The organism is Paenibacillus sabuli, assembly GCF_014705605.1.
GTDB classification, from domain to species: domain Bacteria; phylum Bacillota; class Bacilli; order Paenibacillales; family Paenibacillaceae; genus Paenibacillus_D; species Paenibacillus_D sabuli.
In genome coordinates this window covers 1-24830 of record NZ_JACXIZ010000007.1, presented here as the reverse complement: position 1 = coordinate 24830, position 24830 = coordinate 1, and the positions used below count along the sequence as shown (strand labels likewise).

Below are 24830 nucleotides of genomic sequence, written 5' to 3'. Positions count from 1 at the left end.
AAGGGGGGGATGATTGGTGAAGCGTTTTCGAATGTCGGGTTTCTTCGTGACTGTTTTTGCGCTGAGCTGCCTCATCGGCCTCCTCCCGCTGCTGCTGCTGGGGTACTTGTCCTATACGCAGTCGGCGACAGTCGTCCAGGACGAGGTGACGGAGGGCAACCGCATGATCCTGCAGCAGAACCGGGATCAGGTGGAATTCTTCCTGAAGACGGTGGATACGCTGGCGACTTCGGCCATCGGCGCGCCTGCGGCGCCGGGCGACGATGCGATGGCGGCGCTGCTCGAGCTGCCGTACCGCTACGAATACCTGAAGCAGTTCGAGAGCTTGTACGCCAGACTGACGCAGATTCAGGTCTACGAGCTGGGCATTCAGGATGTGCATCTCATCAGCTATCGTCGGAGCTGGCTGATCGAGGGCGGGGTGCTGTATCAGATGGACCGCCGCGACGCTGCCGATGACAAGGGACGCTACCTGCAGCGCCTGGAGCAGCAATTGCTCCGCTATCGCAGCGACTCGCAGTGGTCGTACTGGAGGCTCGAGTCGGAAGTGCCGCATGCTCCGATGCTGAAGCTGGTCAAGCATATTCCGCTCAACTCGCGGGATCCCGACGGGCTGATGACGGTCAATATCCCGCTCTCCGAGCTGGCCAAGCGGATGACTCCCGGTCAATCGGAGACGATGATGATCGTCGACGAACGCGGCCTCGTGCTGGCCCATACCGACCCGGGACAGGTCGGCGCGCAGATCGCGGAGACGCCCTACTACGAGGAGATCGCGCAGCGCGGCGGCGGCGATGGCTTCTTCACGCAGGCCGGGCCGGGCGGCGGGTACGCGGTGCTCCACACGGAATCGCGGTACAACGGCTGGCGCTACATCTCGCTGACCCCGCTGGCGCAGTTCACCGAACAGGCGCAGAGCATCAAGGGCTACACCGTGCTGACCATCCTGCTGCTGATGCTGCTCGTCGTGCTGGGCGCGGCGGCGGTCTCCATGCGGATGTATTCGCCGATCCGCCAGATCTATGCCTTCGTCAAGCCCGCATCCGGCGCCGACGGCAGCAACGAGCTGCGCTACATCGGCGAACAGGTGAAGCGGATGGTGCGGACGCAGCATCTGATGGTCGATGAGATCGAGATGCTGAACCGCCAGGCCGGCACCTTCCTCGTCGATCGGCTGCTGCGGGGACAGCTGCGGGCCGAGGAGTGGGAGGAAGGGGCCGAGCGCTGCGGCTTCCCGACGGACTGGGCACACTGGTGCGTGGTGGCCATGCAGCTCGGCAGTCTGGAGGAGACGCGGTATGCGCAGCGCGATCGCGATCTGCTGATGTATGCGGTGCAGAATATGATCGAGGAGATCGTCCCGCCCTCGCGCCGGCTCTGTCCGGTCATACAGAGCGGCTGCCTGCTGCTCGTCTGCGGCACGCCGCAAGGTGGCGATACCCCGCTCAAGGTCGAGGTATTCAATAGAGTCGAGGATATCCAGCGCAAGATCAAAACTTATCTCGGCGTCGCGACCAGCTACGGCATCAGCCGGACGTACCAGGAGCTGGCGCATGCGCCGCTCGCTTGCCGCGAGAGCATGGATGCGCTTGCCTATCGCTATCGGCTCGGCCAGGAGTCGATCCTGTTCCTGGATGAATTGCTGCCGGAGCGGACCAAGCGGCTGCGCTACCCCAAGGAGCTGGAGCTGAGCCTGCGCGAAGCGGTCGGGCGCGCCGACGAGGCGGCATCGCGCGAGCGGCTCGGCCGGCTTGTCGCCTTCTACGCCGAAGCCCATCTGCATCCGTATGACTATCGGCTGTGCCTCGACCGGTTGACGAGCCGGCTCGTCGGCACGGTGCAGGAGGCGGGTACGCCGGCGCATGAAGTGTTTCCGGAAGAGGTGTTCCGGACGCGCAATTGGACCGGGCTGGCGACGCCGCAGGAGACGGCCGCCTGGCTCGAATGCACGGTGCTGGTGCCGTTGCTTGCCTGGACGCGGGAGCAGCAGCGCAGCCGCAATGTGCATATTTCGGGCACGATTATCGAGGCCATCCACAGCGCGTACGATCAGGATGTGAGCATTGAGTTGTTCGCGTCGCAGCTTAATTTCCATCCCAACTATGTCAGCCGGGTGTTCAAGAAGGAGACGGGCGTCACGTTCAGCGAGTATCTCGCCCAGTACCGGCTGGAGCGGGCGAAGGCGTGGCTGGACGAGACGGATATGCGCATCGCCGATATCGCCCAGCGGCTGCGCTACAGCACCGCCTCCAATTTCAACCGCTACTTCAAAAAAGCGTACGGCATGACCCCCGGGCAGTACCGCGAGCGGCACGGAGGCGGTACGACGAGAGGGCAACCGGGGATTCAGGAAGAGGGAGGAGACGAATCATCATGACGAGAATCGAGGAAGGCAAAACGACGGAGAAGCGCTTCCGGCGCGCGGCGGCCGCTGTGAAGGGGCCTGCGCTGCATCTCCCCGAGGGGACGCGGGTCCCGGCGGGCTGGAGCGCGGTGCGGATCGGCGCGGCGGGCGAGGAAGCGCTGCTGCAGTGGTCGGAGGCGGGCGAGGCATCGCCCCTCATGCCGGAGTCCGGCGCGGTCCTGCGGCTCTGTCTGGCGCTGAACATGCACCAGATCAAGCGGGTTGAGGCGCGCCTTGGCGGCGGCGAGCCGCTCGGCAGTCTGGATATCCGCTACGGCTACGTGTTTCAGCCGTTCGAGCTGCAGCTCACCGCGGCGCAGGCGCAGGCGGCTGTGCGCGAGGGAATTGTGCTGTGGACGAGCGCAGATACGGGGCCGGTATGGGTGTTCGATTCATTGGGCGGTGCGGCGGACAAGGCATTTTTTGCGCCCCATTTGCTGCTGGAGGACACGGCGACTGGCGGTGCGGCCGGCAGCGGCCGGCGCGAGCGTTTCCTCGCTGCCTTCCTGTCGCTGACGTCGCTGCAGCCCTTCGGCTGGATCGAGGGCTGCGTGCTCGACGGCCTGTACGATTTGCGCCCCCATGTCGGTGCGCGCCGGGCGGACGACGCGTTGGACGCTCATCTCAGCCAGTACCTTGACGACCATGGACGGCTGCGCTACGAGGATCTGTTCAGCCGCCCGGCCGACGGCCGACTGACGACGATCGAAGCGACGCTGCCGGCGGGCGTGCTGGTCAAGCGCGACCCCGGACATCCGCTCATCGCGGCGGTCATCGCGTACTGGGCCTCGCTGGAGAAGGAGGGGCTGGTCATGGACGGGTCGATTGTGACGGCGGAGGGGGCGTATACGATCGCTTATCCGATGGCTGCGGCGGCAGTGCGTCTGCAGCGCCCGGCGCTGGCCGAGCAGGCTGTGCGGCAGCTGCTGGGACGCAGGGACCGGCTGGCCCGGGGCCGCGACTTCTACTTGCGCAGTGCAGATGGCGGCGCGCGCATGACGTTTCGCAATTGGGCGCGCGCCTGGGCCTGGTACTTGCTGGGCATGACCCGCACCTGGACCGAGCTCACGGACGGCGGACTGGCCGGAGTGGCCGGCTTGCCCGAGGTCGAGGCGGAGCTGCGGCGCGCCGCGGCCGCGGCGCTGTCGTGGCGCGGCGCCGACAGGCTGTGGAGCTGCTACCTGGACGATCCCGCCTCGGGAACGGAGACGTCCGGCTCCGCCGGCATTGCCGCCGCACTGGCGCTCGGCGCGCGCAGCGGGGCGCTGCCGGAGGCGATGGCGGAGCGCGCCTGTGAGACGCTGAATGCGCTGACCGGCTATCTGTCCGTCGACGGCGTGCTGCACGGCGTCTCGCAGCACAATGCGGGCGGCGACGAACTGCAGCGCGGAGGCTACCGCGTGTATGCCCAGATGGGCATGGGATTGCTGGCGCAGCTCGATGCAGCGCTGGCGGGCATGCCCGGGATGGCTGCGGCCGCCGCGGAGGCCTGGCGCCGCTGAGTCGCGGCCGCGCGGGCTCGGGCCGCCCGGGCAGCGTGCCGAGGACGGACGCGCCCGCAGTCAGCGGGAACGGGAACGGGAGCTGCAGCCGCCCAGCCAACACGCGGCCCGCATAACCGCCGTGCAATGGGTTACACTAATTGTGCCGGATGACAAATTCGGCCAATTCAGGGGCCTGGAGGTCGCCGTATGGACAAGCAGGAAGAATGGCTGCGGCATATGACGGAGTTGCGCAAGCGGTTAATCGTCGTGCTCGGCGTATTCGGCGCCGCGCTGGCCGCAGGGCTGTACGTCTCGCCGCAGGTGCTGCTCTATCTCAAGCGGCAGCCGGCCGCGGGCGCGGTGGAGTGGAACGTTTTCGCCTTTACGGACGGGCTGTTCGTCTATCTGCGCTGCGCCGTGCTCGTAGCCGCGCTGATCACGCTGCCGGTGCTGCTGTACCAGATCTGGGCGTTCGCCAGACCCGGCCTGACGGAGCGGGAGGCGAAGGGCACGCTGGCATATGTGCCGGTCTCGTTCGTGCTGTTCCTCGGCGGCGTCGCGTTCAGCTATTACCTCGTCTTTCCGATGATGCTGCGCTTCATGATGCAGCTCAACGCGCGCATCGGCGCCCTGGAGACGTACGGCATCGACCGTTATTTCTCGTTCCTGTTCAATGTCGTCGTGCCGCTCGGGCTCTCGTTCGAGATGCCGCTCGTGATGCTGTTCCTGACCCGGCTCGGCGTGCTCACGCCGCAGCGGCTGCGCGCGGTGCGCAAGTACGCCTATGTCGGGCTGGCGGTCTTCGCCTCGTGCATCTCGCCGCCGGACGCGGTGTCGCATCTGTCGGTGCTGATCCCGCTGCTGGCGCTGTTCGAACTGAGCGCCCTGCTGGCCACGAGGGTCTATTACCGTCGGCATCGGGCCGCATTGCAGCCGCAGAGCTGACGAGAGGGAGGCTTGAGGAGCCATGCTCAACAATATTGGCGTATCGGGACTGGCGATCATTTTGCTGATCGCGCTGATTGTATTCGGACCGGCGAAGCTGCCGCAGCTCGGCCGCGCCTTTGGCGACACGCTGCGCGAATTCCGCAATTCGACCAAGGGCATCGCCGATGAGGACGGCGCCCGCGAACGCGAAGAGGTCCGCGAAGATGTGCGCGAGCCGCGCAAGCTGATCGAGTAGCCGGCGCGGCGCAGTCAGCCGTTCCTCCTCGCTGCTACAGCCGTCGTCCGAAGCGAACGGCATGTCCCGGCTCAGACTGGCTGCCCCGCCGCATATGCGGCAGGGTGGCCATTTTGCGCTGTTTTGCGCGGCTGGTATGGTATGATACGCTCATCCGACTCCGACAGAGACAGGTGATGCGCATGCGCCATTTTATCAGCTTCAAGCAAAAATTGATCCTGACCTACATCGTGTTCATTGTGCTCCCCTTGTCCGTGCTCGGTCTGGGCGCGTACAACCTGTACCGGCAAGCGATGGAGGACAAGCTGAGCGACTTTGCCCTGCAGGTGTCGACCAGCACCGCCGCCAGCATCGAGAGCTATATCCGCGAGCTGGAGCGCTTCACCCTTCAGCCCTACTACAGCCGCGAATTCCAGGACTTGCTCACGCTTGAGCGCCCGACCGCTCCCGCCGCCGTTCGGGAGAAGAAGGAGACGATTGAAAAAAACTTTAGCCTCTGGCAATCGCAGCGCGAGAGCGTCACGCGTATGTATTATTTCGACAAGCCCGGTCCGGGGAGCGAATCCATTTTCAACCAAGGGTATTTGCCCGCCGATTTTACGGTGGAGCAAATGCCGTGGTACGCCAGCTTTAGCGCATCGGACGAGAATCTGCTCTTCCTCAGTCTGCACCGGCCGCTCTCGGAGGACCTCAACGCCGCCTTCGACGAGCAGCAAGTCTTCTCGCTGGTTCGCAAAATTTACAAATCGTCGACGATGCTGGAGTACGCCGGATACTTCGAGGTCGACTTCATGCTCCGCGACATCGAAGAGATTATGGATGCGGTGCACCTGGGCGAGAGCGGCTCGTTCTTCATCATGGATCGCGACAGTCAGCTCATCTATGCCAACGACCCTGTGGAGCAGGCGCTGCTGGAGCGGCTGCCCGAGCTGATCGACGGCGAGCGGGGGATGCAGCGGGTGCGCGACGGCGAGCAGCGCAATCTCATCGTGTACAGCCAGATCGGCGACTATGGCTGGACGGTCGTCGGGGATGTGCCGGTCGTACAGATTGCGACGGGCAACAGCAGCGTGCGCAATTCCATGCTTATTCTTGGGCTGGCTTGCATTATAATTGCGATCCTGCTGTCCACGCTTAGTTCTATCCAGATTACGAAGCCGATCTACCGGCTGATCGCATTGATCAAGCGCGTCGAGAAGGAGGACTTCGCCATTGCGTATCCGAACCCGCCGCGCAACGAGATCGGCCATCTGATCCGCAGCGTCATTCGGATGAGCCGCCGCCTGGACGAAACGATTCGCAACCTGTACCAAGCCGAGCTGCTGCGCAAGGAGAGCGAGCTGCAGGCGCTCAAATCGCAGATCAACCCGCACTTCCTGTTCAACACGCTGGAGACGATCAAAATGAAGGCCGAGCTGGACGAAGCCGATTCCACGGTGGAGATGCTGACCTCGCTCGGACGGCTCGTGAAGACGTCGATCTACCGCGGCAACGACTTTATCCGCTTCCGCGAAGAACGGGATTACGTCCGCAGTTATTTCCATATTCAGGCGAATCGTTATGGCCCGCGCTTCGACATGACGGTAGAGGCGGAGGCGACGATTCTGGATTGCTATCTGCCCAAGCTGACGGTGCAGCCGCTCATTGAGAATGCCTTCTACCACGGGCTGGAGATGAAGGAAGGCAAGGGCCGTCTGCGGGTAAGCATGGAAGCGAGCGCGGACTCGACCGTTGCGGAAAAGACGCGGCAAGCTGGAGCGAAGCCCGAGCGCATCGTCATTACGGTGGCCGATGACGGGCTGGGCATCGAGGCCGGCCGCCTGCAGCAGCTGCGCGCCCAGCTGGAGGCGCAGGTGCAGGGTGCCGGCGCCGATGCGGCCGGGTCGGGGCAAGGCATCGGACTGGCCAATGTCTACGCCCGGTTGAAGCTGTACTTCGGGGAGAGCTGCGCGATGACGGTGCAGAGCGAGCCCGGCGCGGGCACGCAGGTCGTCATTTCCATCCCTATTATACGCAATGAAAGCGAGGTCCACGCCTATGTATCGCGTCATCATCGCGGATGACGAGTTCGTCATCCGCCAAGGCATACGCAAAATTATCGCGCGATTTGCTCCCGATTGGGAGGTGATCGGCGAAGCGGAGGACGGGGTATCGGCACTTCGGCAAATTTTTCGCCTGCAGCCGGATCTGGTAATTCTGGACTTTCGCATGCCGGGGCAGAACGGTCTCGCATGCTGTAGGGCCATCGCCGCGCAGTCGCCGCGCATTCATCGCATTATTTTGACGGCCTACCCGGACTTTCAGCTCGCCAAAGAAGCGATCCATCACGGCGTGCTGGAATTCATCACCAAGCCGCTGGACCGCCAGGAGCTGCTGGAGGCGCTGCGCAAGTCGGCTGTGCGCATCGAGCGCGAGCGCGCGCACCAGGGCGAGCTGCGCACGCTGCGGCGGGCGGTGCGGCAGGCGGAGCCGCTGGCGCGCCAGCTGTACGGACAGCATGCGCTGCTCGGCCACGATATTCAGGAGCTCGAGGCGTTCATCGTCGGCGCCGGAGCCGCGCTGCCGTTCGACCGGGAGACGGACCGGGTGATTGTGCTGGCGGTCAGTCCGGACTGGATCGAGCGAGACGCCTACAGCGCCTTCGACATCGAGCTGTTCCTGTATGCCTTGACCAAGTGTGCGCAGGAATGGTACGCAGACCTCGACGGCACGCTCGTCCTGCAGGATCAGGCGGCGCAGGTGATCGTCATCGCACGCTGCGCGCCCGGTGCGAGCGCGGATGAGGCGGCAGCCCACGCCGCCGCGCAGGCGGAGCGGCTGCGTGCGGATATCGCGGCCTTGTTCAACCGCACGGTCACAGTCGGCGTCAGCGCGGCGCATGCCTTCTCGAGTGCGCCGGCTGCATACAGGGAGGCGACGCTCGCTGTCGGGTACCGCTATGTCTACGGCGGGGATCGCGTGCTGGCGGTCTCGCGGATCCAGGCTGAGCAGGAATTGCCCGAGCTGCCGCTCGGCCAGCTGGAGCATTCGCTGACGCTGCTCCTGCAGGGCCGCGAGGAGCCGGCCCGGGGCGCGCTGGAGCAGGCGATATCGGCGGTCGCGCTCGGCCCGCAAGGCCTGAAGCGGCTGCTCGTGCATTACGTGCTGCGCCTGGCGACGGAGCTGACACAGCGCGGCTATGCGCCCGGACTCGATGGCAAGCCGTGGCAGACGTGGCTGGCGGAGCTCGAGCGCTCCGCCACCCGCGCGACGCTGTCGGAGCGCCTCGGTCTGCTGATCGGGCAGGTGTGCCGGCTGGTCGAGCCCGAGCAGCGTCCGCCGGATCTGGCGGCGGCGCAGAAGGCGCAGCAATATGTGCGCGATTATCTCGGCGAAGGGGTCAGCCTGCAGACGGCGGCCGATTACATGGGCATGAATGCGAGCTATTTCAGCCGTTGGTTCAAGCGAGCCGTCGGCCGCAATTTCGTCGACTATCTGAAGGCGTGCCGCATCGAGGAGGCCAAGCGGCTGCTGCGCGAAGAAGCGTGCACGATGCAGGAGATCAGCAGCCGGATCGGATACGCCGACGTCAAGCATTTCTACCGCGTGTTCAAGGACACAGTCGGCTGTACGCCGTCGGAATTCAAGAAGCGTCCGGACCAGCCGCACTAGGAGTCCAGGAAGTGCCGGGGTAAAAAAATCCCCCCTTTGGTCAAATTTACGTGACTGGCTGCCCGCGCCGTGGTCTATTATGATGAACCTATTCCGAAATTGAATGCGCTTACCAAATAAGGCGGGAGGGAATTCATATGAATCAGAACAAGTTCAAGCGCGTCTGGCCGATCGCGATGCTCGTTCCGGTGCTGGCTCTCGGTGCTTGCAGCGACGGCAACGGGGGGGCGAACTCCGGAACCGCGTCGTCCGGCGGGGGCGGCAGAGCTGAAGGCGGCACATGGACGGGTACGATTACCATGTATGCGCAGGCCTATACGCCGAATGCCAAAAACATCTCCGGCATTCAGGCCGAGCAGAAGATGCTGGCGACGCTGGCGGAGGCGTACGAGGCCGAGCATCCCGGCATCGACATTCAGTTCGTCGACGAGGAATTCAAGGACTATACGCAGACCGTGCGCGTCAAGGCGGCGGCAGGCGAGATGTTCGACGTATTCTGGGGCCAGTGGGCGGATCTCAACGGCACGCTGCCCAAAGGAATTGCAGTCGATCTCACGCCCTATCTGAACGCGCCGAATCCGTATTTGCCGGACCAGGACAAGTGGGTGGATGCCATGAACGAGACGGTGGTCAACGAGACCGTGGCGCCGGGCGGCGAGCATTACAACATCAACGGCGATTACGTTGCCACCGCTTTTTTCTACAACAAGGACCTGTTCGAGCAGGCGGGCATCGAGGAGCTGCCGACGACGTGGAACGAGTTGCTGGCCCTCGCAGCTCAACTGCAGGAGGCAGGCATTGTCCCAATGTCGCAGGCGCCGGATTACGGCTGGTTCCAGCGCCACTTTCTGAGCGACTTCTACGCCGAAGAGTACGATACGATCGCCGGCTTCGACGAGGCGCCGGGGGTGTCGTCGAAGGATGAGGCGGTCGCCATTCACAAGGGCATTCTGAGTACCGGGGACGAGCGGCTGATGGCCTGGTGGCCGATCTTCAAAACCTTTACCGATACGTGGAAGCCCGATTACCTGACCGCCGATGTAGCGGTCGTCACGGAAACGGCGCGCAACGACTTCCTGGCCGGCAAAACCGCGATTTTTTATGATGGCAGCTGGGTGCCGAATCTTGCGCGGGACGCGCAAATTCAATTCGAGCTCGGTTCCTTTAATTTCCCGATCCTGGAGCCCTCGGTGACCCCGCTGACCAACGGCCTCGACGTCTCCGGCGCCGTAGGGGGACCGAATGCGGCGTTCCAGTTCGCCGTGGCGACCAAGGAAGCGAACAAGACGATGAAGGAGCCGGGCAAGCTGGAGGCGGTCATCGACTGGCTGCACTTTATCGGTACGCCGGGGCATGTGGAGCAGGTCGTGAACGAGAACGGCACCTTCGTGCCGACATGGCCGGGCACCTCGCCCAACGCGGAGATGAAGGAGCTGGCCGAGCAATCGACCCAGGCGCTGCGCGTCGTCTCGATCGGCAATTCCTCCGCCAATCTGCTCAAGGATATTCAGCGCACCTTCGGCCTGTATCTGAGCGGCAACATCGGCCTGGAGGAAGCGACCGAAAGTGTGCAAAAAGCGCTGGACGCCGCGCAAAACGAATACAAGACGAAAAATGACATTGATTTCAGCGCGTACTAGGGCAGGCAGGCCGCGCGGAAAGGCAGGTGGTCCGGGATGCGGCTGAAGGCGCGAACGGCGATGGCCCTGACCGGGTATGCGTTCATTCTCCCGACTTTCGTGTTTTTGATCTGGTTCATGTACTACCCGGTCTATCAGGCGCTCAGCGGGGCGTTTACGTACTGGGACGGCTTTAATCCGCCCGCTTTTATCGGACTGGACAACTTCCGGCGCATGCTGAGCGACGACGTGCTGGGCCAGTCGACGATCAATGCGCTAATCTGGGTGGCGTTTGCGGTATTGCTGGCGGTCCTGCCTTCGTTTCTGGTGGCGGAATTGATCTTCCACGTGCGCAAGTCGCGCTGGCAGTATGTCTATCGGACGATCTTCGTGCTGCCGATCGTCATCCCGATGGTCGTCACCATCCTGCTATGGCGCTTCGTGTATCAAGGCGACGGGGCGATCAACCAGTTGTTCGCCCTGTTCGGGCTGGAGCATTGGCAGCAGCTGTGGCTGGGCGATCCGGACATTGCGCTCTACGCGATCATTTTCATGGGGGTGCCGTGGATCAATCCGTTCAATCTGCTCATCTTCTACGCCGGGCTGCAGAGCATCCCCAAGGAGGTGATCGAGGCGGCCAAGCTGGACGGCGCGACGGGCTGGCGGCGCGTGCTGCGGCTGGACATCCCGCTCTCGCTGCCGCAGTTTCGACTGATCGTCATCCTGACGCTGATCGGCAGCCTGCAGAATATTATTCCGCCGCTGGTGATGACGGGCGGCGGACCCGGCTACTCGACCTACGTTCCGATCCTGCACATGTACAATGTCTCGACGGTGAATGGCGAGTTCGGATACGGCATGGCGATCGCGCTGGTCATCTTCGTCGTCATCCTGGCGTTCACGATCGTGAATATGCGGCTGGTCAAGTCCGATGCCTGATGCCTGGATGCCGGGCCGATATGGTAACGAAAGGAGGGGACGGCCGTGAAGCTGCGCGCCTTGTCCGTGATGAAGCATGGCGGCCTCTGGCTGCTGATTGTGCTCACCGTCTTGCCTGTCTATTTCATTGCGGCGAATTCATTAAAGTCGCCGCTCGGCTTTGCGACGAGCACGATCGCTTGGCCGCGGACGCTGAATTGGAGCAATTACGCCGCCGCATGGGAGCGCGTGAATACGCCGATTGCGAACACCGTCGTGATCGTTCTGCTGAGCATCGTGTTCATCCTGCTGTTTGCGGCAATGAGCGCATATGCGTTTGCCAAGCTGCGCTTTCCGCTGCGCAATGCGCTGTTCCTGCTGGTCTTCTCGCTGCTGCTGATTCCGGGCTTCCTGACGCTGATCCCGCTGTATCTGCAGATCAAGAAGCTGGGGCTCTCGGATACGTACTGGGCGCTCGTCCTGCCCTATATCGCGGGCGGTCAGGCGTTCTCGATCTTCGTGCTCAAGACGTTCTTCGAGCAATTGTCGAACGAGCTCTTCGAGGCGGCCCGGATCGACGGCGCCGGCAGCCCGGTCATCTTCACCGCGATCGTGCTGCCGCTGTCGGTGCCGATCTGCACGACGGTCGGCATCATGAACATCAACAGTCTGTGGAACGATTATCTGCTGCCTTCGCTGGTGCTCAATCAGGCGCATCAGACGCTGACGCTGGCGCTGGTCGCCTTCGAGGGTTCGTCGACGACGCAGGGGCTCATCGATTACGGCGCGATGATGGCCGCCTATGTCGTGGCCTCCGTGCCGCTGTTGATCCTGTTCGCCTTCCTGATGCGCAATTTTGTCGAGGGCATCGCCAGCGGTTCGATCAAGATGTGATACGATTTGTGTGTCAAAAAGGCTGTGCCGCATCCTGCCTGCGCAGGGGAGTGCGGCACAGCCTGTTGGTCTTGCCGGCAGACGTGGGGGCAGACGCATACGGCTTGGCGCGCGGTCTGCCTGGCATGGTGCGGCGCCGCGCCAAGCGCAATCCGAGCGCGCGGCGCCGCTAGACGAGCAGCCCCGCAGGACATGGGTCTGCCGGCCGCGCGAGGCGCGCCGCTAGACGAGCAAGCCGCCCTTGTCGCGGTAGGCGAGGATGCCCTCGGCCGCCCGGTAGGCCAGCGCGCCGACCGTGCCGGTCGGATTGTAGCCGGAATTATGCGGGAAGGCGCTGGCGCCGACGACGAACAGATTGTCCATGTCCCATACCTGAGAGTAATTATTGATCGCCGAATCCTCGGGCGAGGCGCCCATGATGACACCGCCGGTGTTGTGCGTCGATTGGTACGTGACGATGTCGTACGGTCCCAGCTCTGTGAGCTGGTCGACGGTGCCGGCGCCCATTTCCTTGAGGATCTCGGCGCACTTGCCCGACAGATGCAGGGCGAGCTGGCGGTCCTGCTCCTCGAAGTCGAAGGTAATGCGCATCAGCGGGTCGCCGAAGACGTCCTTGTACGCCGGGTCCAGATCCAGGAAGTGATGACGGTACGGCATCGACGAGCCCTGGCTGCCGACCGACAGCACGCTGTTGGCGTACTTGAGCGAATTGCTTTTGAACTGCGCCCCCCATGTCGGAGTGCCGCCGGGCACGGTGTTGTTCTGGATCGGGCGCTTGCCGGTCATGCTCGTCGAGATGCTGCCGCCGTGAATGAATCCCAGCTCGCTATGGTCGAAGTTGTCGCCATTGTAGTCGTCGAGCGTTGCGCCCAGTGCGCCCGCCCCGGCATAGCTGTTGAATTGTTCCTCAAAAAATCCGGTCGCCCCGCCTTTGACGACCTGGTAGGCGTAGTTCTTACCGATTACGCCGCTGCCGCTCTGCGGATCGTACGGCTTACCGATCCCGGAGAGCAGCAGGAGGCGGGTATTATTGAACACGTAGCTCGTCAGCACGACGATGTCCGCAGGCTGCTCGATCTCCTCGCCGGTCGTGACGTCGGTATACAGCACGCCGGTCGCTTTGCCGTCGGTGTGCAGCACGCGGCGCACGTTGGAGTGGGTGCGAATTTCGAATTTTCCGGTCTGCTTCGCCACCGGAATAACGGTGACGACCGGATCGGCCTTGGCCCCGTATTCGCAGCCGAAGCGCTCACAGTAGCCGCAGTACTGGCAGGCGATGCGGGCGATGCCGTCCGGATTGGTATAATTCTCCGACAGGTTGGCCGACGGCATGCTGTACGGATGCAGATTGAGCCGCTTGGCGGCATCGGTGAACAACTGCAGCTGCGGCGTCATCTTCATCGGCGGAGTCGGATAGTCTGCCGAGCGGGCGGCCCCGAGCGGGCTGGGCTCGCCGGAAATGCCGGCCATCTGCTCGAATTTGTCGAAGTACGGCTCCAGTTCGTCGTAGGTGATGCCCCAGTCCTGGATGGTCATGCCCTCGGGAATCTTATCCTTGCCGTAGCGCTCGATCGTCTGGCTGAGAATCTCGAAGTCGTACGGCAGGAAGCGGTACGTCTGGCCGTTCCAGTGCACGCCCGCGCCGCCGAGCCCGTCGCCGATCAGGAACGAGCCGTATTGCCGCATCGGCAGCGCGCGGATCTTCTCGTTGCCGCGGAAGGTGATCGTCTCCTTGGACAGATCCTGCATCAGATCATAGCGCAGCGCATAGCGCAGCTCGTCGTGCACCATGAAGTAGTCTTCGGTTTTGCGCTCGCGGCCGCGCTCGAGCCCGACCACATTCAGTCCCTGCTTGGTCAGCTCCGAGGCGATGATGCCGCCGCCCCAGCCGACGCCGACGATGACGACGTCCGTTTTCGGCAGTTTTTTGGCCATAGCTGTCTGTCGCTCCTCTTGTAGTCTAGTGTCCGGTCATATGCTGTTGCAGGCTGGACGGCTCGATCACCTCGAAGGGCTGGTCGATGACGGTGGTGTAGCTCATCTGATTGCCCGGGTAGTCGCGCATGCGCCAGCCATCCATATTGGCATTGCCGCCATAGAGCGGGTCGCTGTAGATACCCTCGAGCGTATTGGCCCGCAGCATAGTGAAAAAAGCGCTCGCCGAGATCGTCGTCAGCCCCACACTGTCGGATTCGAAGGCCTGCAGCACCTCGTCCTGCTGCTCCCCCGTCAGCTCGGCGAAGCCGGCGTCGAAGGCGGCGAGGCTGTAATTCTCCAGCTCCTGGATGCCGATGTCGTAGATCTCGCGCCGCTTGAGGCGGCCTTGGTAGCCCTGCTGCTTCTCTCCGGCGTAGAACGGCGGCGACATGTAATCGCGCCCGTTGAAGCCGTATTCGCCCGCGAGCTGATGGTCGATGAAGAAGGCGGCGCCGAGCAGGCTCGCGCCCGGACCGCTGTCGTCGGCGGGATAGATGCGCTCCATGGCCGCGTCGACGATACGGAACTGGTCTTGCGAGAAGTGCATGAGCGCGCGGTTGAAGTTGGCGGGGATCTGCTGCTGCTCGCCGTCCGCCGCCGGCGGCGCGGTGTTGTCGCCCTCGTCGCCAGTCTCGCGGCCGATTAGCGCGCCGAGCGCGCCGCCGACGACGAGGCCGCCGAGCGCGATCCCGGAGCGCGCGAGGAAGCGCCGCCGCGAGGGCTCGCGCACGCGGTCGTCGTCATCCGGTGCCGCGGCGGCGCGGACGGGCTCTGATCGGGTACTGCTGATGGCGGCCTCGCCTTGGGTCGGCTCGCGCTGCGCGTTGGCGGGATTGCCGGGTCTGGCGCCCGGGCCGTTGTCGGGTCTGGTGAGCGGGTCGTTTTCTGGTCCGGTGCCCGGCCCTTTTTCGCGCGGCAAGTCTGGCTCCTGCGCCGAGTCGCCGGGCGAATGCTGCGGTGTATCACGTTCATCCATCGTTTGGTCCTCCTTCCAATTCCCTGCCCGGTTATTATTTTCCATGCGAAGGCGATTATACATATGCAGAAATTGGTCATTCTAAGGGCGTAGCAGCTCGTGCCGGGCTGACAATGACGAGAAAGCGGGAGGATGCAACATGCGAACACGCAACAAGCTTGCGGCGGCGCTGCTGATCGGGATGCTGACGCTGACGGCGTGCACGAACGGGATGGTCAATGATGGCACCAACCATATCGGGAACAACAATGGCGGTGACGAATTAAACGGCAACGGTGCCAATAACGGAATGAACGGCGGGAACGGGGAGATGACCAACCAGGCGCACGGGATGACGGGCATGCACGGCGAGGCCTTCATCCCCGGGGCCAGCGGCGTGCACAGCAAGACGACCAACGAGCGCGGCGCCACCACCTATGGGATGGGCACCTCGACGTATAGCCGGATTGGCAGCTCCGGGCTGCAGAGCGAGGGCTTCTCCTCGCATCTGGAATCGCGGCTCAGCGGCGCTGGCATCGACGGCGTCTCCGTGCTGGTCATCGACGATCTCGTCGTGGCCGCGACGGAGCGGGAGGAGATGACCGCGTCGCAATACGATCCGATGCAGCGCAAGGTGCTGAGCCAGACCGGCGGCTTCTCCGGGCACGGCCAGGAGCCGGGCAGCCGGGTCGGCACGTACGGCACGGAGCCCGAGCCGGGGATGGAGCAGGACAATAATCTCGAGCAAGCGGTCGACAAGATTCATGAATTTATGGGGGCAAACGTCAAGATCCTCACGGCGACAAGCCCGGAAGCGGTCGAGCTGATCCAGCGCATCCGCAGCGAGGCGCACGGCGAGCGGCCCGGACGCGGCATGGCGGACGATATCGTGAAGCTGCTGGAGCTGGCGTCGGACTCGAATAGCAAGTAACGGGAAGCTTGGCCGCCTGCGTAGAGGCGGAATGGCCCGCTCCCGATAAGCAGCGCCAAGCGAATACGCGTTTAGGTAAAAGGCTTCGCGGGGAGTCGTCTGCGTAGCCTTTTGAATGCCTGCTTTTTCGAGTCACGCTCGCAATTGTAGTTAATCATAGCCATAAATCAAACCGATAAAAAGGAATGCTCAGAAAAAAGGAGAATTTTAATGATATGGAATGAAGAAGGTTGCTTGGAAATGTGTAAGGAAGCGGAGCGGGTGGAAGCAACATGCGTCCGCATTGGTTCGCACGTAACAGCGAAAAGCTCGGGCCGACTTCGTCCAAGGCAACGGATGTCCGCTACAGAATAAATTCAGGTGAGACGTGTGTACGAAGATGGGCAGTCTATCGAATTTACTAAATTTGATGGAATTGATATATTTCATAAATACGGTGAGGTAAAATTATCCCCTGCACATAAACAGATATTTATAGAAGAACTTCTTAAGAGATGTGCTCATTTGAAAATAGAAAATTTGTAATAAATTAAGTTTACAAAGGAATGAGCAAGATGTCAGGTGTTATTTTGTACGATGGAGATTCTTCATTACAGAGTGGGACTGGTTTAAAACTTTTAAATGAGCATAATATCATCTTTGCATATAAATAAAAGATAGTGTTTTCATATAAAGATTCCCCCTGAGAGGGGAGCGGCTGCTTAGCGGAGAGGGTTATCGGCATCAATTCGCAGTTCGAGTAAGGGAGAGGATGAACCGGCATGGGAGCGGTTTTTAGTATTGTGGGGGGAGCGGGCTTTCGGGCGCAATATTTTTTGCGGATTGCGCAAGCACTTCCAGAACGATTTCGCGTGGGCGGTATGGTCGTCCGCGATCCGGCGAAGGGCGAAGCGATGGAGGCGCAGTGGGGCGTGAAGACCTATCGCACGCTGGAGCGACTGCTGGCGGCGGAGCAGCCGGAGTTCGTCGTCTTGTCGGTGCCGCCCGCCGCTTCGTATGCCTACATGCAGGAGCTGGCGCAGCGGGGCGTGCCAGTGCTGACGGAGACGCCGCCGGCCTCCGATCTGGACGGGCTGCTGCAGGTGCATGAGACGCTTGCGCGCTCGGGGGCGCGCATCCAAGTCGCGGAGCAGTATCCCTTATATCCGGCGCAGGCGGCGCGCCAGGCGGTGATCGATTCCGGCAGACTCGGCCGCGTGAGCGAGGTCACGGTCTCAATCTCACACTTGTACCACGCCGTGAGTCTGATGCGGTCGACGCTGGGGGTGCGGTTCGAGAATGTGACGATTCGGGGCATGCGCTTTCAGTCCGAATGGGTGGCGGGTCCGGGCCGGAGCGGGCCGCCGACGGAGGATCGCATCGTGCCGTGCGCGCGGGATCTGGCCTGGCTCGATTTTGGCGACAGGTTGGGCATTTACGACTTTACCGGCGGGCAGCACCGCTCGTGGACGCGTTCCAACTCGATCTGCATCCGCGGTCTGCGGGGCGAGATCTTCGATCAGCGCATCCGTCTGCAGGGCGCCTCCTGCACGGAGCTGCAATTGGACCTCAAGCGCGTCAACAAGGGCGAGTATGAGAATGCGGAGGGGTACTTTCTGAAGGGCTTCCTGGTCGGCGAGCAGTGGCTGTATGAGAATCCCTACGCGCCGGCCCGACTGTACGACGACGAGATCGCAATTGCCACCTGTCTGGGCCGGATGGCGGCCTACGCGGCCGGCGGCCCGTCCTTCTACGGCTTGCCGGAGGCCTCGCAGGATCAGTATATCGGCCTTCTGATCGAGCAGGCGGTGCAGACCGGCGAGACGATTCGCTCGACGCGTCAGCCGTGGGCGGATACGCAATAGCGGCAGGCCGGCAGCTGTGGGATTCGGACTAGCGGCCGGCGACGCGGGCAGAGGCGGCGCGGCCGACGTGGACGGAGCGGCGCTATCCGTGCACGCGGTGCTTGGCGGAGGGTTCCCGGGCGAGCTGTTCATCCCAGAAGAGCGCGAGCTTGCGGAGCAGCGACAGGCGCGCGCGATGCAGTTTTTGCCGGATAATCGGTTCGGTGGTATCGAGCGTCTGAGCCAGTTCCCGATAGCTGAGCTGCCGCTTCCACTTGAGCCGGATCAGCTGGCTGTGCTCGGGCGTCATCGTCTGCATGCAGCGCTCGATCACGGCCTCCAGCATGGCTGTTTCGACCCGGCTTTCCACCGTCTCGGCATGGTGGGAGCCGGGTTTTCGTGATGCGCGGCATCAATCGGCAGGCTCGTCTCCAGCATGCGCACGGCGTTTTTTTTTCAATTGTTGACGATCAGATTGCGGGCGGCCACATGGATCCAGGTTCGCAAGCGGGCCTCGCTGGCATCAAGCGGCGGCCGCTGCACGAGTCGGATGGCCACCTCCTGCACGAGATTCTCGGAGGCGGCGTGATCGCCGGTCGCCCGCAGCATGCGGCGGTAGAGCATGCGATACAGGTCATGCAGGGCGAGCCATTGCGTGGTACCTTAAGTTATACACCAGACTTTTTCGAACATCCTGTCCATCAGCAGAGTGAGCAAGAAGAATCTTCAGCTTTACCTCATACCCCAACCCTTTATTAGATGGCGAGCAGCAACTGTCGCCCTTGATGCAATTTCTCCATTTGGCTCCATGTCGCACTTGGCCCAGTTTCTTGTATTAAGGAAAATAGGAAATCGATCATTTCACGTTTTCGTTCATGAAAGGATCCTAAGCCGCTACTTATATTGACGATAACGGGAGATTCCGAATTGCGCAATAAGGGAATAAAAGCATGCGTAAACAATATTCCATGGTGATACTTGATTAGGATAATGCGAAAAGGGGCGGCGCTGGCCGCCCGCTAAGCGTTCCCTGTGACGTTCCAGCGAAGGGCTTAAAACATTAGCGTCTCCATTCCAGGTGGTTAGCTTGCCCGCCCGTAACACAACGCTCGATTTGGCGGAACGAAACTTACTCGGCACCCAAACGGCCTCGCCATTTCGCCTTGCCCCACATATCAGTCTTTATTCATGGCTTGCGCCCCGCATACCGGCGAAAGTTCCCGGTGACGGCCACGGGGATACTGCCCGGCAGGAAACGATGATCGCCCACTCGCCATGTATGCGTGCGTTTGTTTTTGCGGCGCACATAGACATAGTTATAAGGCGTAGTGGCGTGTATGACCAGGCCCTTCCTTGTACAGTCCCGGAGGAACTTCACGTCCTCGCCCAGCGAGAGATCCGGGAAACGGGCTTGCCGGAGCACCTTTCTGCGGAACAAGATCGTTCCGCCCTGCACGAAGCCGACCCGTCTGCTGCGCTCCTGCGGCGACCGGATGATCAGCTTGCGGCTGGCGGCCAGGTAGACGAGGCAAGCGTGCTTGCCGACGACCGCACTCCCGGTGCGGCGCAAGGCCTTCACTTGTTCTTGCAAATAATACGGCGCATAATAATCATCATGATCGAACTTGGCAAGCAGCGGATAACGGGCCACGCTGATGCCGCAGTTCAAGCATTGGCCCAGCGAGATGCGCTCTGGCACCTGGTACACGCGTACGTTGGCATAACGGGCCGCCTTGCGCCGCCAATCGCGAAGGGAGACGCCGTCTTTGTTGAGTATCACGATCAATTCCTTGTGCTTGTAGCGCTGACGGCGGTAATTGCGCAGCAGGTTGTTAAAAAACCGCGGTTGATTCGTACACGTAATCATCGATACGCCCGGTGTGGACAAGCGTGTCCCCTCCTGTCGAATGGTGCTCCTCTAGTGCAGCATATGTGCGGCGCGGCCGCTTGACACGGTGCGACTAAGGGAGATGCTCCGACGAAGGCGCGGCAGGGCGATGATTCGATGTTCGTGTACGAAGCAGGATAAGGTGAACGATCAGGGTAAGGTGAGTGATTACGATGAAGGATGAACCGATGAAGGATGAGCAGCTGAGCAAGGAGCTCTCTTACGCGCTGCGGCATGCGCCGTGGGCCTATGAGCTGGAGCTGGACGCGCAGGGCTGGGCCGATGTGGGCCAGTTGCTGGCGGCGCTGAACGAGACGCCGCGGGACGAGCCGATCACGCGACAGCGACTGCTGGAGGTCATGGCGCGCTCGGACAAGCAGCGGCTGGAGCTCGCGGGTGAACGGATCCGCGCAATATACGGCCATTCTATACCGAGTCGCATCGAGCGGGAGCAGGCGGAGCCGCCAGAGGTGCTGTATCACGGCACGGCGCGACGCTTCCTGTCCGCTATTCGAGCCGAGGGCCTGAAGCCGCGTGCACGGCAATACGTGCATCTGGCAATGGACGCTGACACGGCGCTGCAGGTCGGGCGGCGCCGCGACGACCGCCCTGTGCTGCTGCAGATTGCAGCCCAGGCGGCTTGGCGGGACGGGGTGCCGTTCTATCCTGGCAACGCCAGAATCTGGCTCGCGGATCAGGTGTCGCCTGCGTATATCGACGTGGCGGTGACCGACGGTTCCTGACCCGAGCACGAATATTCTTAACGAAGCGAGGGGGAAAAAAGATGACGGCCAAGTGGAAGCCGGAGGGGTATTCGTCGGTTTCGCCCTATCTGGTCGCAGCGAGTGGCGCAGCGAGTGGCGGATTTTTTGGAGCAGGCTTTTGGCGCCATGGCGCTGCGTCGCTATGAGCGCCCGGACGGTACGATCATGCATGCGGAGCTGCGAATCGACGACACGGTCGTGATGCTGTCGGATGCGACGCCGACGTGGAAGGCCGTCGCCGTGCACATGCACCTGTACGTGCCGGATGCCGAGGCTGCTTATGCGCGCGCTCGAGGCAGGCGGCGAGTCGGTCCAGCAGCCCGAGCGCAAGCAAGGCGATCCCGATCGCCGCGGCGGAGTCAAGGATCCGGCCGGCAATACGTGGTGGATCGCGACGCAGGAGGAATGAGGCTCGCACGATACCGAGGCTAAGGAGTATGAAGCGCGACGCCGCAGACGCTGCCACCTGGCAGCGTCTAATTTGTGCGATGCGTCATCTTCCGGTGTGTCGCGCTATCGCTTGTGAGCGGGCTTCATGCAGTGAAAATAGAGTAGGTTCGAGTGTTTGCAAAGGTGACAAATTTCTGAGATGTGTTATAATGAGTGACGTGATTGGAGACCGGCTGAGACGGGGAGCAAGCAGGCCGGACCCTACAGCAATACCGATACGAATTGCCTGCATCGCCGCAGGTATGTGAAGAGCAGATACGCTGTATGCATTACGTTACAGGATCAACTAATGAGGGTTACATTTGGCGGCGTTTGTTTTTCACCACGCTTCTAGCGGATAGGCAGATAGCCTGCATTACGTTGCAGGATCTATATATAGGCTGCAGATTGATGGCTGCGGAGCAAGGACAGCAAGGGAATAGATGAACGTGATGTGTCTGAATACAGACAGAAAACGAGGTGGGAGATGCCGGAGCCCCAAGGAGGGGGCCATCCGGCAGGAGAAGCATGAATCAAATGTCGATTTGGCGGAAGGATCAGTGGTTCGGGAACATACGAGGCGATGTGCTCGCAGGCATTACGGCGACGCTGGCGCTCATTCCCGACTCGCTGGCGTTTTCGTTTATCGCCGGCGTAAGCCCGATGGTGGGCATTTACGCATCGGTGTGCATTTTGCTCGTGACGACGTTTTTGGGCGGCCGGCCTGGGATGATCTCGGCGGCGGCAGGCTCGATGGCCGTGTTGATGACGCACCTGGTGGCGGAGCACGGCATCCAGTACCTGTTCGCCGCTACAATTTTGACTGGCATTTTACAGTATCTAATGGGCATACTCAAATTGGGGCGCTGGATGAGCTTTGTCCCCAACGCCGTCATTACCGGCTTTATCAACGCGCTGGCCATTCTGATTTTTTTATCGCAGCTCAAAAATTTCAGCGGCGAATCGTGGCCGATGTATGTCGTGGTCGGCGTGACGCTGCTCATCATCTACGTGCTGCCGCGGTTTTTCAAAAAAATTCCGTCTCCGCTCGTCGCGGTCGGCATGATGACCGTCGTCGTGCTGCTGCTGGGCTGGCAGACGAAATCGGTCGGCGATCTGGCGAATATTACGCCGACGCTGCCGTCGTTCTTCATACCCGATATTCCGTGGAATCTCAGTACGCTGTGGATTATTCTGCCGTATTCGCTGTCGCTGGCGGTGGTCGGCTTCACCGAGACGCTGTTGACGCAGGATATCGTCGACGAGATGACCGGCGTGCAGACGAACAAGAACAAGGAAATGGTCGGCCAGGGCGCGGCCAACGTCGTCACCGGCTTCTTCGGCGGCATGGCAGGCTGCGCGCTGATCGCCGAGTCCGCAATCAACATCAAGCTCGGCGGCAAGACGCGCCTCTCCACGCTGGTGGCAGCGGTCGCGCTGCTGCTGCTGGCCGTCGTCTTCGGCCCGCTGCTCAATTATATCCCGATGGCGGCGCTCGTCGGCGTCATGCTGATGGTGTGCATCGAGATCTTCGATTGGAAGTACCTCGGCCGCATTCACAAGGTGCCGCGCAGCGAAGCATTCGTCATGATCGTCACGGTCGGCATCGTCGTCTATACGCATGATCTGGCGATCGGCGTGCTCGTCGGCGTGCTGCTAAGCGTGCTGCTGTTCGCGCACAAGACGTCGAAGATTCAGATCAGCCGCGAGGAGCTGCAGGGCGGCGACGCGCTCTACAAGGTGAAGGGGCCGCTGTTTTTCGTCTCCTCCTCCAAGCTGCAGGACGAAATCGGACTGGGCGGCACCTCCGATCATGTGTCGATCGATCTGAGCGAGGCGCCGGTGATGGACCACTCGGCCGGCCTCGCGCTCGACAAGATCGTCAATCGGCTGGAGCAGAATGGCAAGTCGGTGCGCATCATCCATGCCGCCGAGAGCGGCAGTCGCTGAATCAAAAGCAAGCCTCGCAAAACGTCCGGTACCCGAGAAGGGTACCGGACGTTTTGCGTGTGTCTGCCGCCGGCAACGCCACCGCTCCGTTAGGCGGGTATGGAAATGTCTCCCGGCTGCGTTCAAAGCGACCGCAAACGGGTAAATGGGGAGGAGGAACGAACACAACGCATGCTCCATGGCGTGCCCCATGAATTCACAATAGAAGGAAGGTTTTTGACTTATGAATCCTACATCCACCGCCACCCGGCCGAGCCGGGTGGCGACGCACTCGAGGCGCGCAGTCCATCGTCATGCCTCCTGGATCGATAAGCTGGCACGGATCGGCTATGCGGCCAAAGCAGCCGTATATGTGACGATTGGCGTGCTCGCAGTGATGACGGCTGCCGGCTTTGGCGGTGATCTGACGGACTCCAAAGGTGCGATTGCGGCGATCGGTTCGAAGCCGCTCGGCGGTGTATTCCTTGTCGTGCTGGGCATCGGCTTGATCGGATATACGGTCTGGTGCATCGTCTTCGCCTGGCTCGATCCGGACGGCGAGGGCACGAGCGGCAAAGCGCTTGCCAAGCGGATCGGCATGCTCGGCAGCGGCCTTGTGCACGCCGGTCTGGCTTATACGGCGCTGCATATGGCGCTCGCCGGCGGCTCCGGCGGTTCGGGCGGCTCCGGCGGTAAGCAGAGCGTCACGGCCAAGCTGTTGCAGCAGCCGTTCGGCGCCCTCTTGATTGGTATCGTCGGCGCGGCGGTGATCGGCTACGGGGTGTACCAATGGGTGAAGGCGTATCGGGCGGATTTCACCAAGCTGTTCAAGACCGAGAAAATGAGCCGGACCGTCTCCCGCACCTCCGTGCGAATCGGCAAGGCCGGCATTGTCGCCAGAGGCGTCGTATTCGCGATTATCGGCTACTTCCTGATCCAGACGGCCGTCCAGGCCGACCCGAGCGAGACCAAGGGCATCGACGGCGCGCTGGTCGAATTGGCGAACCAGCCGTACGGCAGCTGGCTGCTCGGCGCAGTCGCGCTGGGCGTGGTCGCCTACGGCGTCTACACGCTCATCCTGGCGCGGTATCGTCGTACGGTCGGGAAGGATCGGAGCTGACGCGAAAACGAAGCTTGCGCCTCCGCCAAATGGCGGAGGCAGCGGCTTCCCCATGATCGCCATGATCTCCATGATCGCCATGATCGACAAGGAGCTGTACCTCATTCATCCAAGATGACGAAGGTGCGGCTTCTTTTAGATTTTCTCATGCGGGCACCTCGATCCGCAGCTCGACTCGCCGGGAATCGTCCACGGACCATTCCACGACAGCCGGGCCGGCTTGGTGTAACGGAAGCGAGGAAACAGGGGCGAGCGTGTGCTGTAGCCGCCAAAATGGCGGCTGGAGGGAGCAGACAGGGGCGAGCGTGTGCTGTAGCCGCCAAAATGGCGGCTGGAGAGAGCGACCAGGGTCGAGCGTGTGCTGTAGCCGCCAAAATGGCGGCTGGAGAGAGCAGACAGGGGCGAGCGTGTGCTGTAGCCGCCAAAATGGCGGTTGGAGGGAGCGACCAGGGGTGAGCGTGTGCTGTAGCCGCCAAAATGGCGGCTGGAGGGAGCGACCAGTGGCGAGTGTGTGCTGTAGCCGCCAAAATGGCGGCTGGAGGGAGCGACCAGTGGCGAGTGTGTGCTGTAGCCGCCAAAATGGCGGCTAGAAGGAGCGACCAGTGGCGAGCGTGTGCTGTAGCCGCCAAAATGGCGGCTAGAAGGAGCGACCAGGGTCGAGCGTGTGCTGTAACCGCCAAAATGGCGGCTAGAGAGAGCAGACAGGGGCGAGCGTGTGCTGTAGCCGCCAAAATGGCGGCTAGAGGGAGCGGACAGGGTCGAGCGTGTGCTGTAACCGCCAAAATGGCGGCTAGAGGGAGTGACCAGGGTCGAGCGTGTGCTGTAACCGCCAAAATGGCGGCTAGAGGGAGCGACCAGGGT

20 protein-coding genes and 1 pseudogene are annotated in these 24830 nt (G+C 62.0%); 17 read left to right on the top strand and 4 right to left on the bottom strand.

Annotated elements, in window-relative coordinates:
• Positions 1 to 16: 16 nt before the first annotated feature.
• The 9 genes from IDH44_RS27080 (at position 17) to IDH44_RS01950 (ending at position 12153) form a co-directional block, all read left to right on the top strand.
• Positions 17 to 2377 (top strand): AraC family transcriptional regulator, encoded by a 2361-nt coding sequence (locus IDH44_RS27080; RefSeq protein WP_190914181.1) that lies wholly within the window; start codon positions 17 to 19, stop codon positions 2375 to 2377.
• Entirely contained in the window at positions 2374 to 3906 is a 1533-nt protein-coding gene (locus IDH44_RS01985) for a glycoside hydrolase family 88 protein (protein ID WP_190914179.1), read from the top strand. Before IDH44_RS27080 ends, IDH44_RS01985 begins: the two co-directional genes overlap by 4 nt.
• A gap of 189 nt (positions 3907 to 4095) precedes the next feature.
• A complete protein-coding gene (gene tatC / locus IDH44_RS01980; protein ID WP_190914177.1) occupies positions 4096 to 4833 on the top strand; it encodes a twin-arginine translocase subunit TatC in 738 nt (245 codons plus the stop codon).
• Positions 4834 to 4855: 22 nt separating this feature from the next.
• Complete coding sequence (gene tatA / locus IDH44_RS01975; RefSeq protein WP_190914175.1) at positions 4856 to 5071, top strand: twin-arginine translocase TatA/TatE family subunit; 216 nt, start codon at positions 4856 to 4858, stop codon at positions 5069 to 5071.
• Between the two features lie 182 nt (positions 5072 to 5253).
• Positions 5254 to 7134 (top strand): sensor histidine kinase, encoded by a 1881-nt coding sequence (locus IDH44_RS01970; protein ID WP_190914173.1) that lies wholly within the window; start codon positions 5254 to 5256, stop codon positions 7132 to 7134.
• A complete protein-coding gene (locus tag IDH44_RS01965) occupies positions 7109 to 8722 on the top strand; it encodes a response regulator (RefSeq protein WP_190914170.1) in 1614 nt (537 codons plus the stop codon). Before IDH44_RS01970 ends, IDH44_RS01965 begins: the two co-directional genes overlap by 26 nt.
• A gap of 137 nt (positions 8723 to 8859) precedes the next feature.
• Positions 8860 to 10362, top strand: coding sequence for an ABC transporter substrate-binding protein (locus tag IDH44_RS01960; RefSeq protein WP_190914168.1), 1503 nt, complete (start codon positions 8860 to 8862; stop codon positions 10360 to 10362).
• 36 nt (positions 10363 to 10398) lie between these two features.
• Positions 10399 to 11280, top strand: coding sequence for a carbohydrate ABC transporter permease (locus IDH44_RS01955; RefSeq protein WP_223869294.1), 882 nt, complete (start codon positions 10399 to 10401; stop codon positions 11278 to 11280).
• Positions 11281 to 11325: 45 nt separating this feature from the next.
• Positions 11326 to 12153 (top strand): carbohydrate ABC transporter permease, encoded by an 828-nt coding sequence (locus tag IDH44_RS01950; protein WP_190914166.1) that lies wholly within the window; start codon positions 11326 to 11328, stop codon positions 12151 to 12153.
• A 222-nt stretch (positions 12154 to 12375) separates the two neighbouring features.
• Here IDH44_RS01950 and IDH44_RS01945 read toward each other — a convergent pair whose 3' ends face one another.
• On the bottom strand, positions 12376 to 14088 hold the full coding sequence (locus tag IDH44_RS01945) for a GMC family oxidoreductase (protein WP_190914164.1): 1713 nt from the start codon (positions 14086 to 14088) through the stop codon (positions 12376 to 12378).
• A gap of 25 nt (positions 14089 to 14113) precedes the next feature.
• Positions 14114 to 14860, bottom strand: a complete 747-nt coding sequence (locus tag IDH44_RS01940; protein WP_397326734.1) for a gluconate 2-dehydrogenase subunit 3 family protein — start codon at positions 14858 to 14860, stop codon at positions 14114 to 14116.
• Between the two features lie 385 nt (positions 14861 to 15245).
• On the opposite strand from IDH44_RS01940, the gene IDH44_RS01935 reads away from it, so the two are divergent.
• Together IDH44_RS01935 and IDH44_RS01930 are read left to right on the top strand one after the other, a co-directional pair.
• The gene (locus tag IDH44_RS01935) at positions 15246 to 16016 is read left to right on the top strand and encodes a hypothetical protein (protein ID WP_190914160.1); all 771 of its coding nucleotides are present in this window, start codon (positions 15246 to 15248) and stop codon (positions 16014 to 16016) included.
• A 761-nt stretch (positions 16017 to 16777) separates the two neighbouring features.
• Positions 16778 to 17860 carry a Gfo/Idh/MocA family protein gene (locus IDH44_RS01930; protein ID WP_190914158.1) on the top strand — a complete coding sequence of 361 codons (1083 nt, stop codon included), beginning with the start codon at positions 16778 to 16780 and terminating at the stop codon, positions 17858 to 17860.
• An 82-nt stretch (positions 17861 to 17942) separates the two neighbouring features.
• Here IDH44_RS01930 and IDH44_RS01925 read toward each other — a convergent pair whose 3' ends face one another.
• Complete coding sequence (locus IDH44_RS01925; protein WP_190914156.1) at positions 17943 to 18185, bottom strand: sigma-70 family RNA polymerase sigma factor; 243 nt, start codon at positions 18183 to 18185, stop codon at positions 17943 to 17945.
• A gap of 53 nt (positions 18186 to 18238) precedes the next feature.
• On the opposite strand from IDH44_RS01925, the gene IDH44_RS27520 reads away from it, so the two are divergent.
• Entirely contained in the window at positions 18239 to 18598 is a 360-nt protein-coding gene (locus tag IDH44_RS27520; RefSeq protein ID WP_263364351.1) for a hypothetical protein, read from the top strand.
• 427 nt (positions 18599 to 19025) lie between these two features.
• Here the strand turns inward: IDH44_RS27520 and IDH44_RS01915 are convergent, their stop codons facing one another.
• A complete protein-coding gene (locus IDH44_RS01915; protein WP_223869293.1) occupies positions 19026 to 19727 on the bottom strand; it encodes a glycosyltransferase in 702 nt (233 codons plus the stop codon).
• 173 nt (positions 19728 to 19900) lie between these two features.
• On the opposite strand from IDH44_RS01915, the gene IDH44_RS01910 reads away from it, so the two are divergent.
• The 5 genes and pseudogenes from IDH44_RS01910 (at position 19901) to IDH44_RS01895 (ending at position 23969) form a co-directional block, all read left to right on the top strand.
• Positions 19901 to 20470: an RNA 2'-phosphotransferase gene (locus IDH44_RS01910; protein WP_397326731.1), complete on the top strand. Its 570-nt coding sequence runs from the start codon at positions 19901 to 19903 to the stop codon at positions 20468 to 20470.
• Positions 20471 to 20617: 147 nt separating this feature from the next.
• A pseudogene (locus IDH44_RS27315) lies at positions 20618 to 20734 on the top strand (hypothetical protein); the annotation flags it as partial.
• Between the two features lie 37 nt (positions 20735 to 20771).
• Entirely contained in the window at positions 20772 to 20900 is a 129-nt protein-coding gene (locus IDH44_RS26930; protein WP_263364350.1) for a VOC family protein, read from the top strand.
• 557 nt (positions 20901 to 21457) lie between these two features.
• A complete protein-coding gene (locus IDH44_RS01900; protein ID WP_223869292.1) occupies positions 21458 to 22870 on the top strand; it encodes a SulP family inorganic anion transporter in 1413 nt (470 codons plus the stop codon).
• Between the two features lie 223 nt (positions 22871 to 23093).
• Complete coding sequence (locus IDH44_RS01895) at positions 23094 to 23969, top strand: DUF1206 domain-containing protein (RefSeq protein ID WP_223869291.1); 876 nt, start codon at positions 23094 to 23096, stop codon at positions 23967 to 23969.
• Positions 23970 to 24830: the final 861 nt, after the last annotated feature.

Excerpts from the sequence above, each read along its gene's own strand:
- IDH44_RS01910 (WP_397326731.1), top strand. The coding sequence starts at position 19,901 with ATGAAGGATGAACCGATGAAGGATGAGCAGCTGAGCAAGGAGCTCTCT.
- IDH44_RS01955 (WP_223869294.1), top strand. The coding sequence starts at position 10,399 with ATGCGGCTGAAGGCGCGAACGGCGATGGCCCTGACCGGGTATGCGTTC.
- tatC (WP_190914177.1), top strand. The coding sequence starts at position 4,096 with ATGGACAAGCAGGAAGAATGGCTGCGGCATATGACGGAGTTGCGCAAG.
- IDH44_RS01965 (WP_190914170.1), top strand. The coding sequence starts at position 7,109 with ATGTATCGCGTCATCATCGCGGATGACGAGTTCGTCATCCGCCAAGGC.
- IDH44_RS01895 (WP_223869291.1), top strand. The coding sequence starts at position 23,094 with ATGAATCCTACATCCACCGCCACCCGGCCGAGCCGGGTGGCGACGCAC.
- IDH44_RS01900 (WP_223869292.1), top strand. The coding sequence starts at position 21,458 with ATGTCGATTTGGCGGAAGGATCAGTGGTTCGGGAACATACGAGGCGAT.
- IDH44_RS01935 (WP_190914160.1), top strand. The coding sequence starts at position 15,246 with ATGCGAACACGCAACAAGCTTGCGGCGGCGCTGCTGATCGGGATGCTG.
- tatA (WP_190914175.1), top strand. The coding sequence starts at position 4,856 with ATGCTCAACAATATTGGCGTATCGGGACTGGCGATCATTTTGCTGATC.
- IDH44_RS01930 (WP_190914158.1), top strand. The coding sequence starts at position 16,778 with ATGGGAGCGGTTTTTAGTATTGTGGGGGGAGCGGGCTTTCGGGCGCAA.
- IDH44_RS01945 (WP_190914164.1), bottom strand. The coding sequence starts at position 14,088 with ATGGCCAAAAAACTGCCGAAAACGGACGTCGTCATCGTCGGCGTCGGC.
- IDH44_RS01925 (WP_190914156.1), bottom strand. The coding sequence starts at position 18,185 with ATGCTGGAGGCCGTGATCGAGCGCTGCATGCAGACGATGACGCCCGAG.
- IDH44_RS26930 (WP_263364350.1), top strand. The coding sequence starts at position 20,772 with ATGCGCGCGCTCGAGGCAGGCGGCGAGTCGGTCCAGCAGCCCGAGCGC.
- IDH44_RS01985 (WP_190914179.1), top strand. The coding sequence starts at position 2,374 with ATGACGAGAATCGAGGAAGGCAAAACGACGGAGAAGCGCTTCCGGCGC.
- IDH44_RS01960 (WP_190914168.1), top strand. The coding sequence starts at position 8,860 with ATGAATCAGAACAAGTTCAAGCGCGTCTGGCCGATCGCGATGCTCGTT.
- IDH44_RS01970 (WP_190914173.1), top strand. The coding sequence starts at position 5,254 with ATGCGCCATTTTATCAGCTTCAAGCAAAAATTGATCCTGACCTACATC.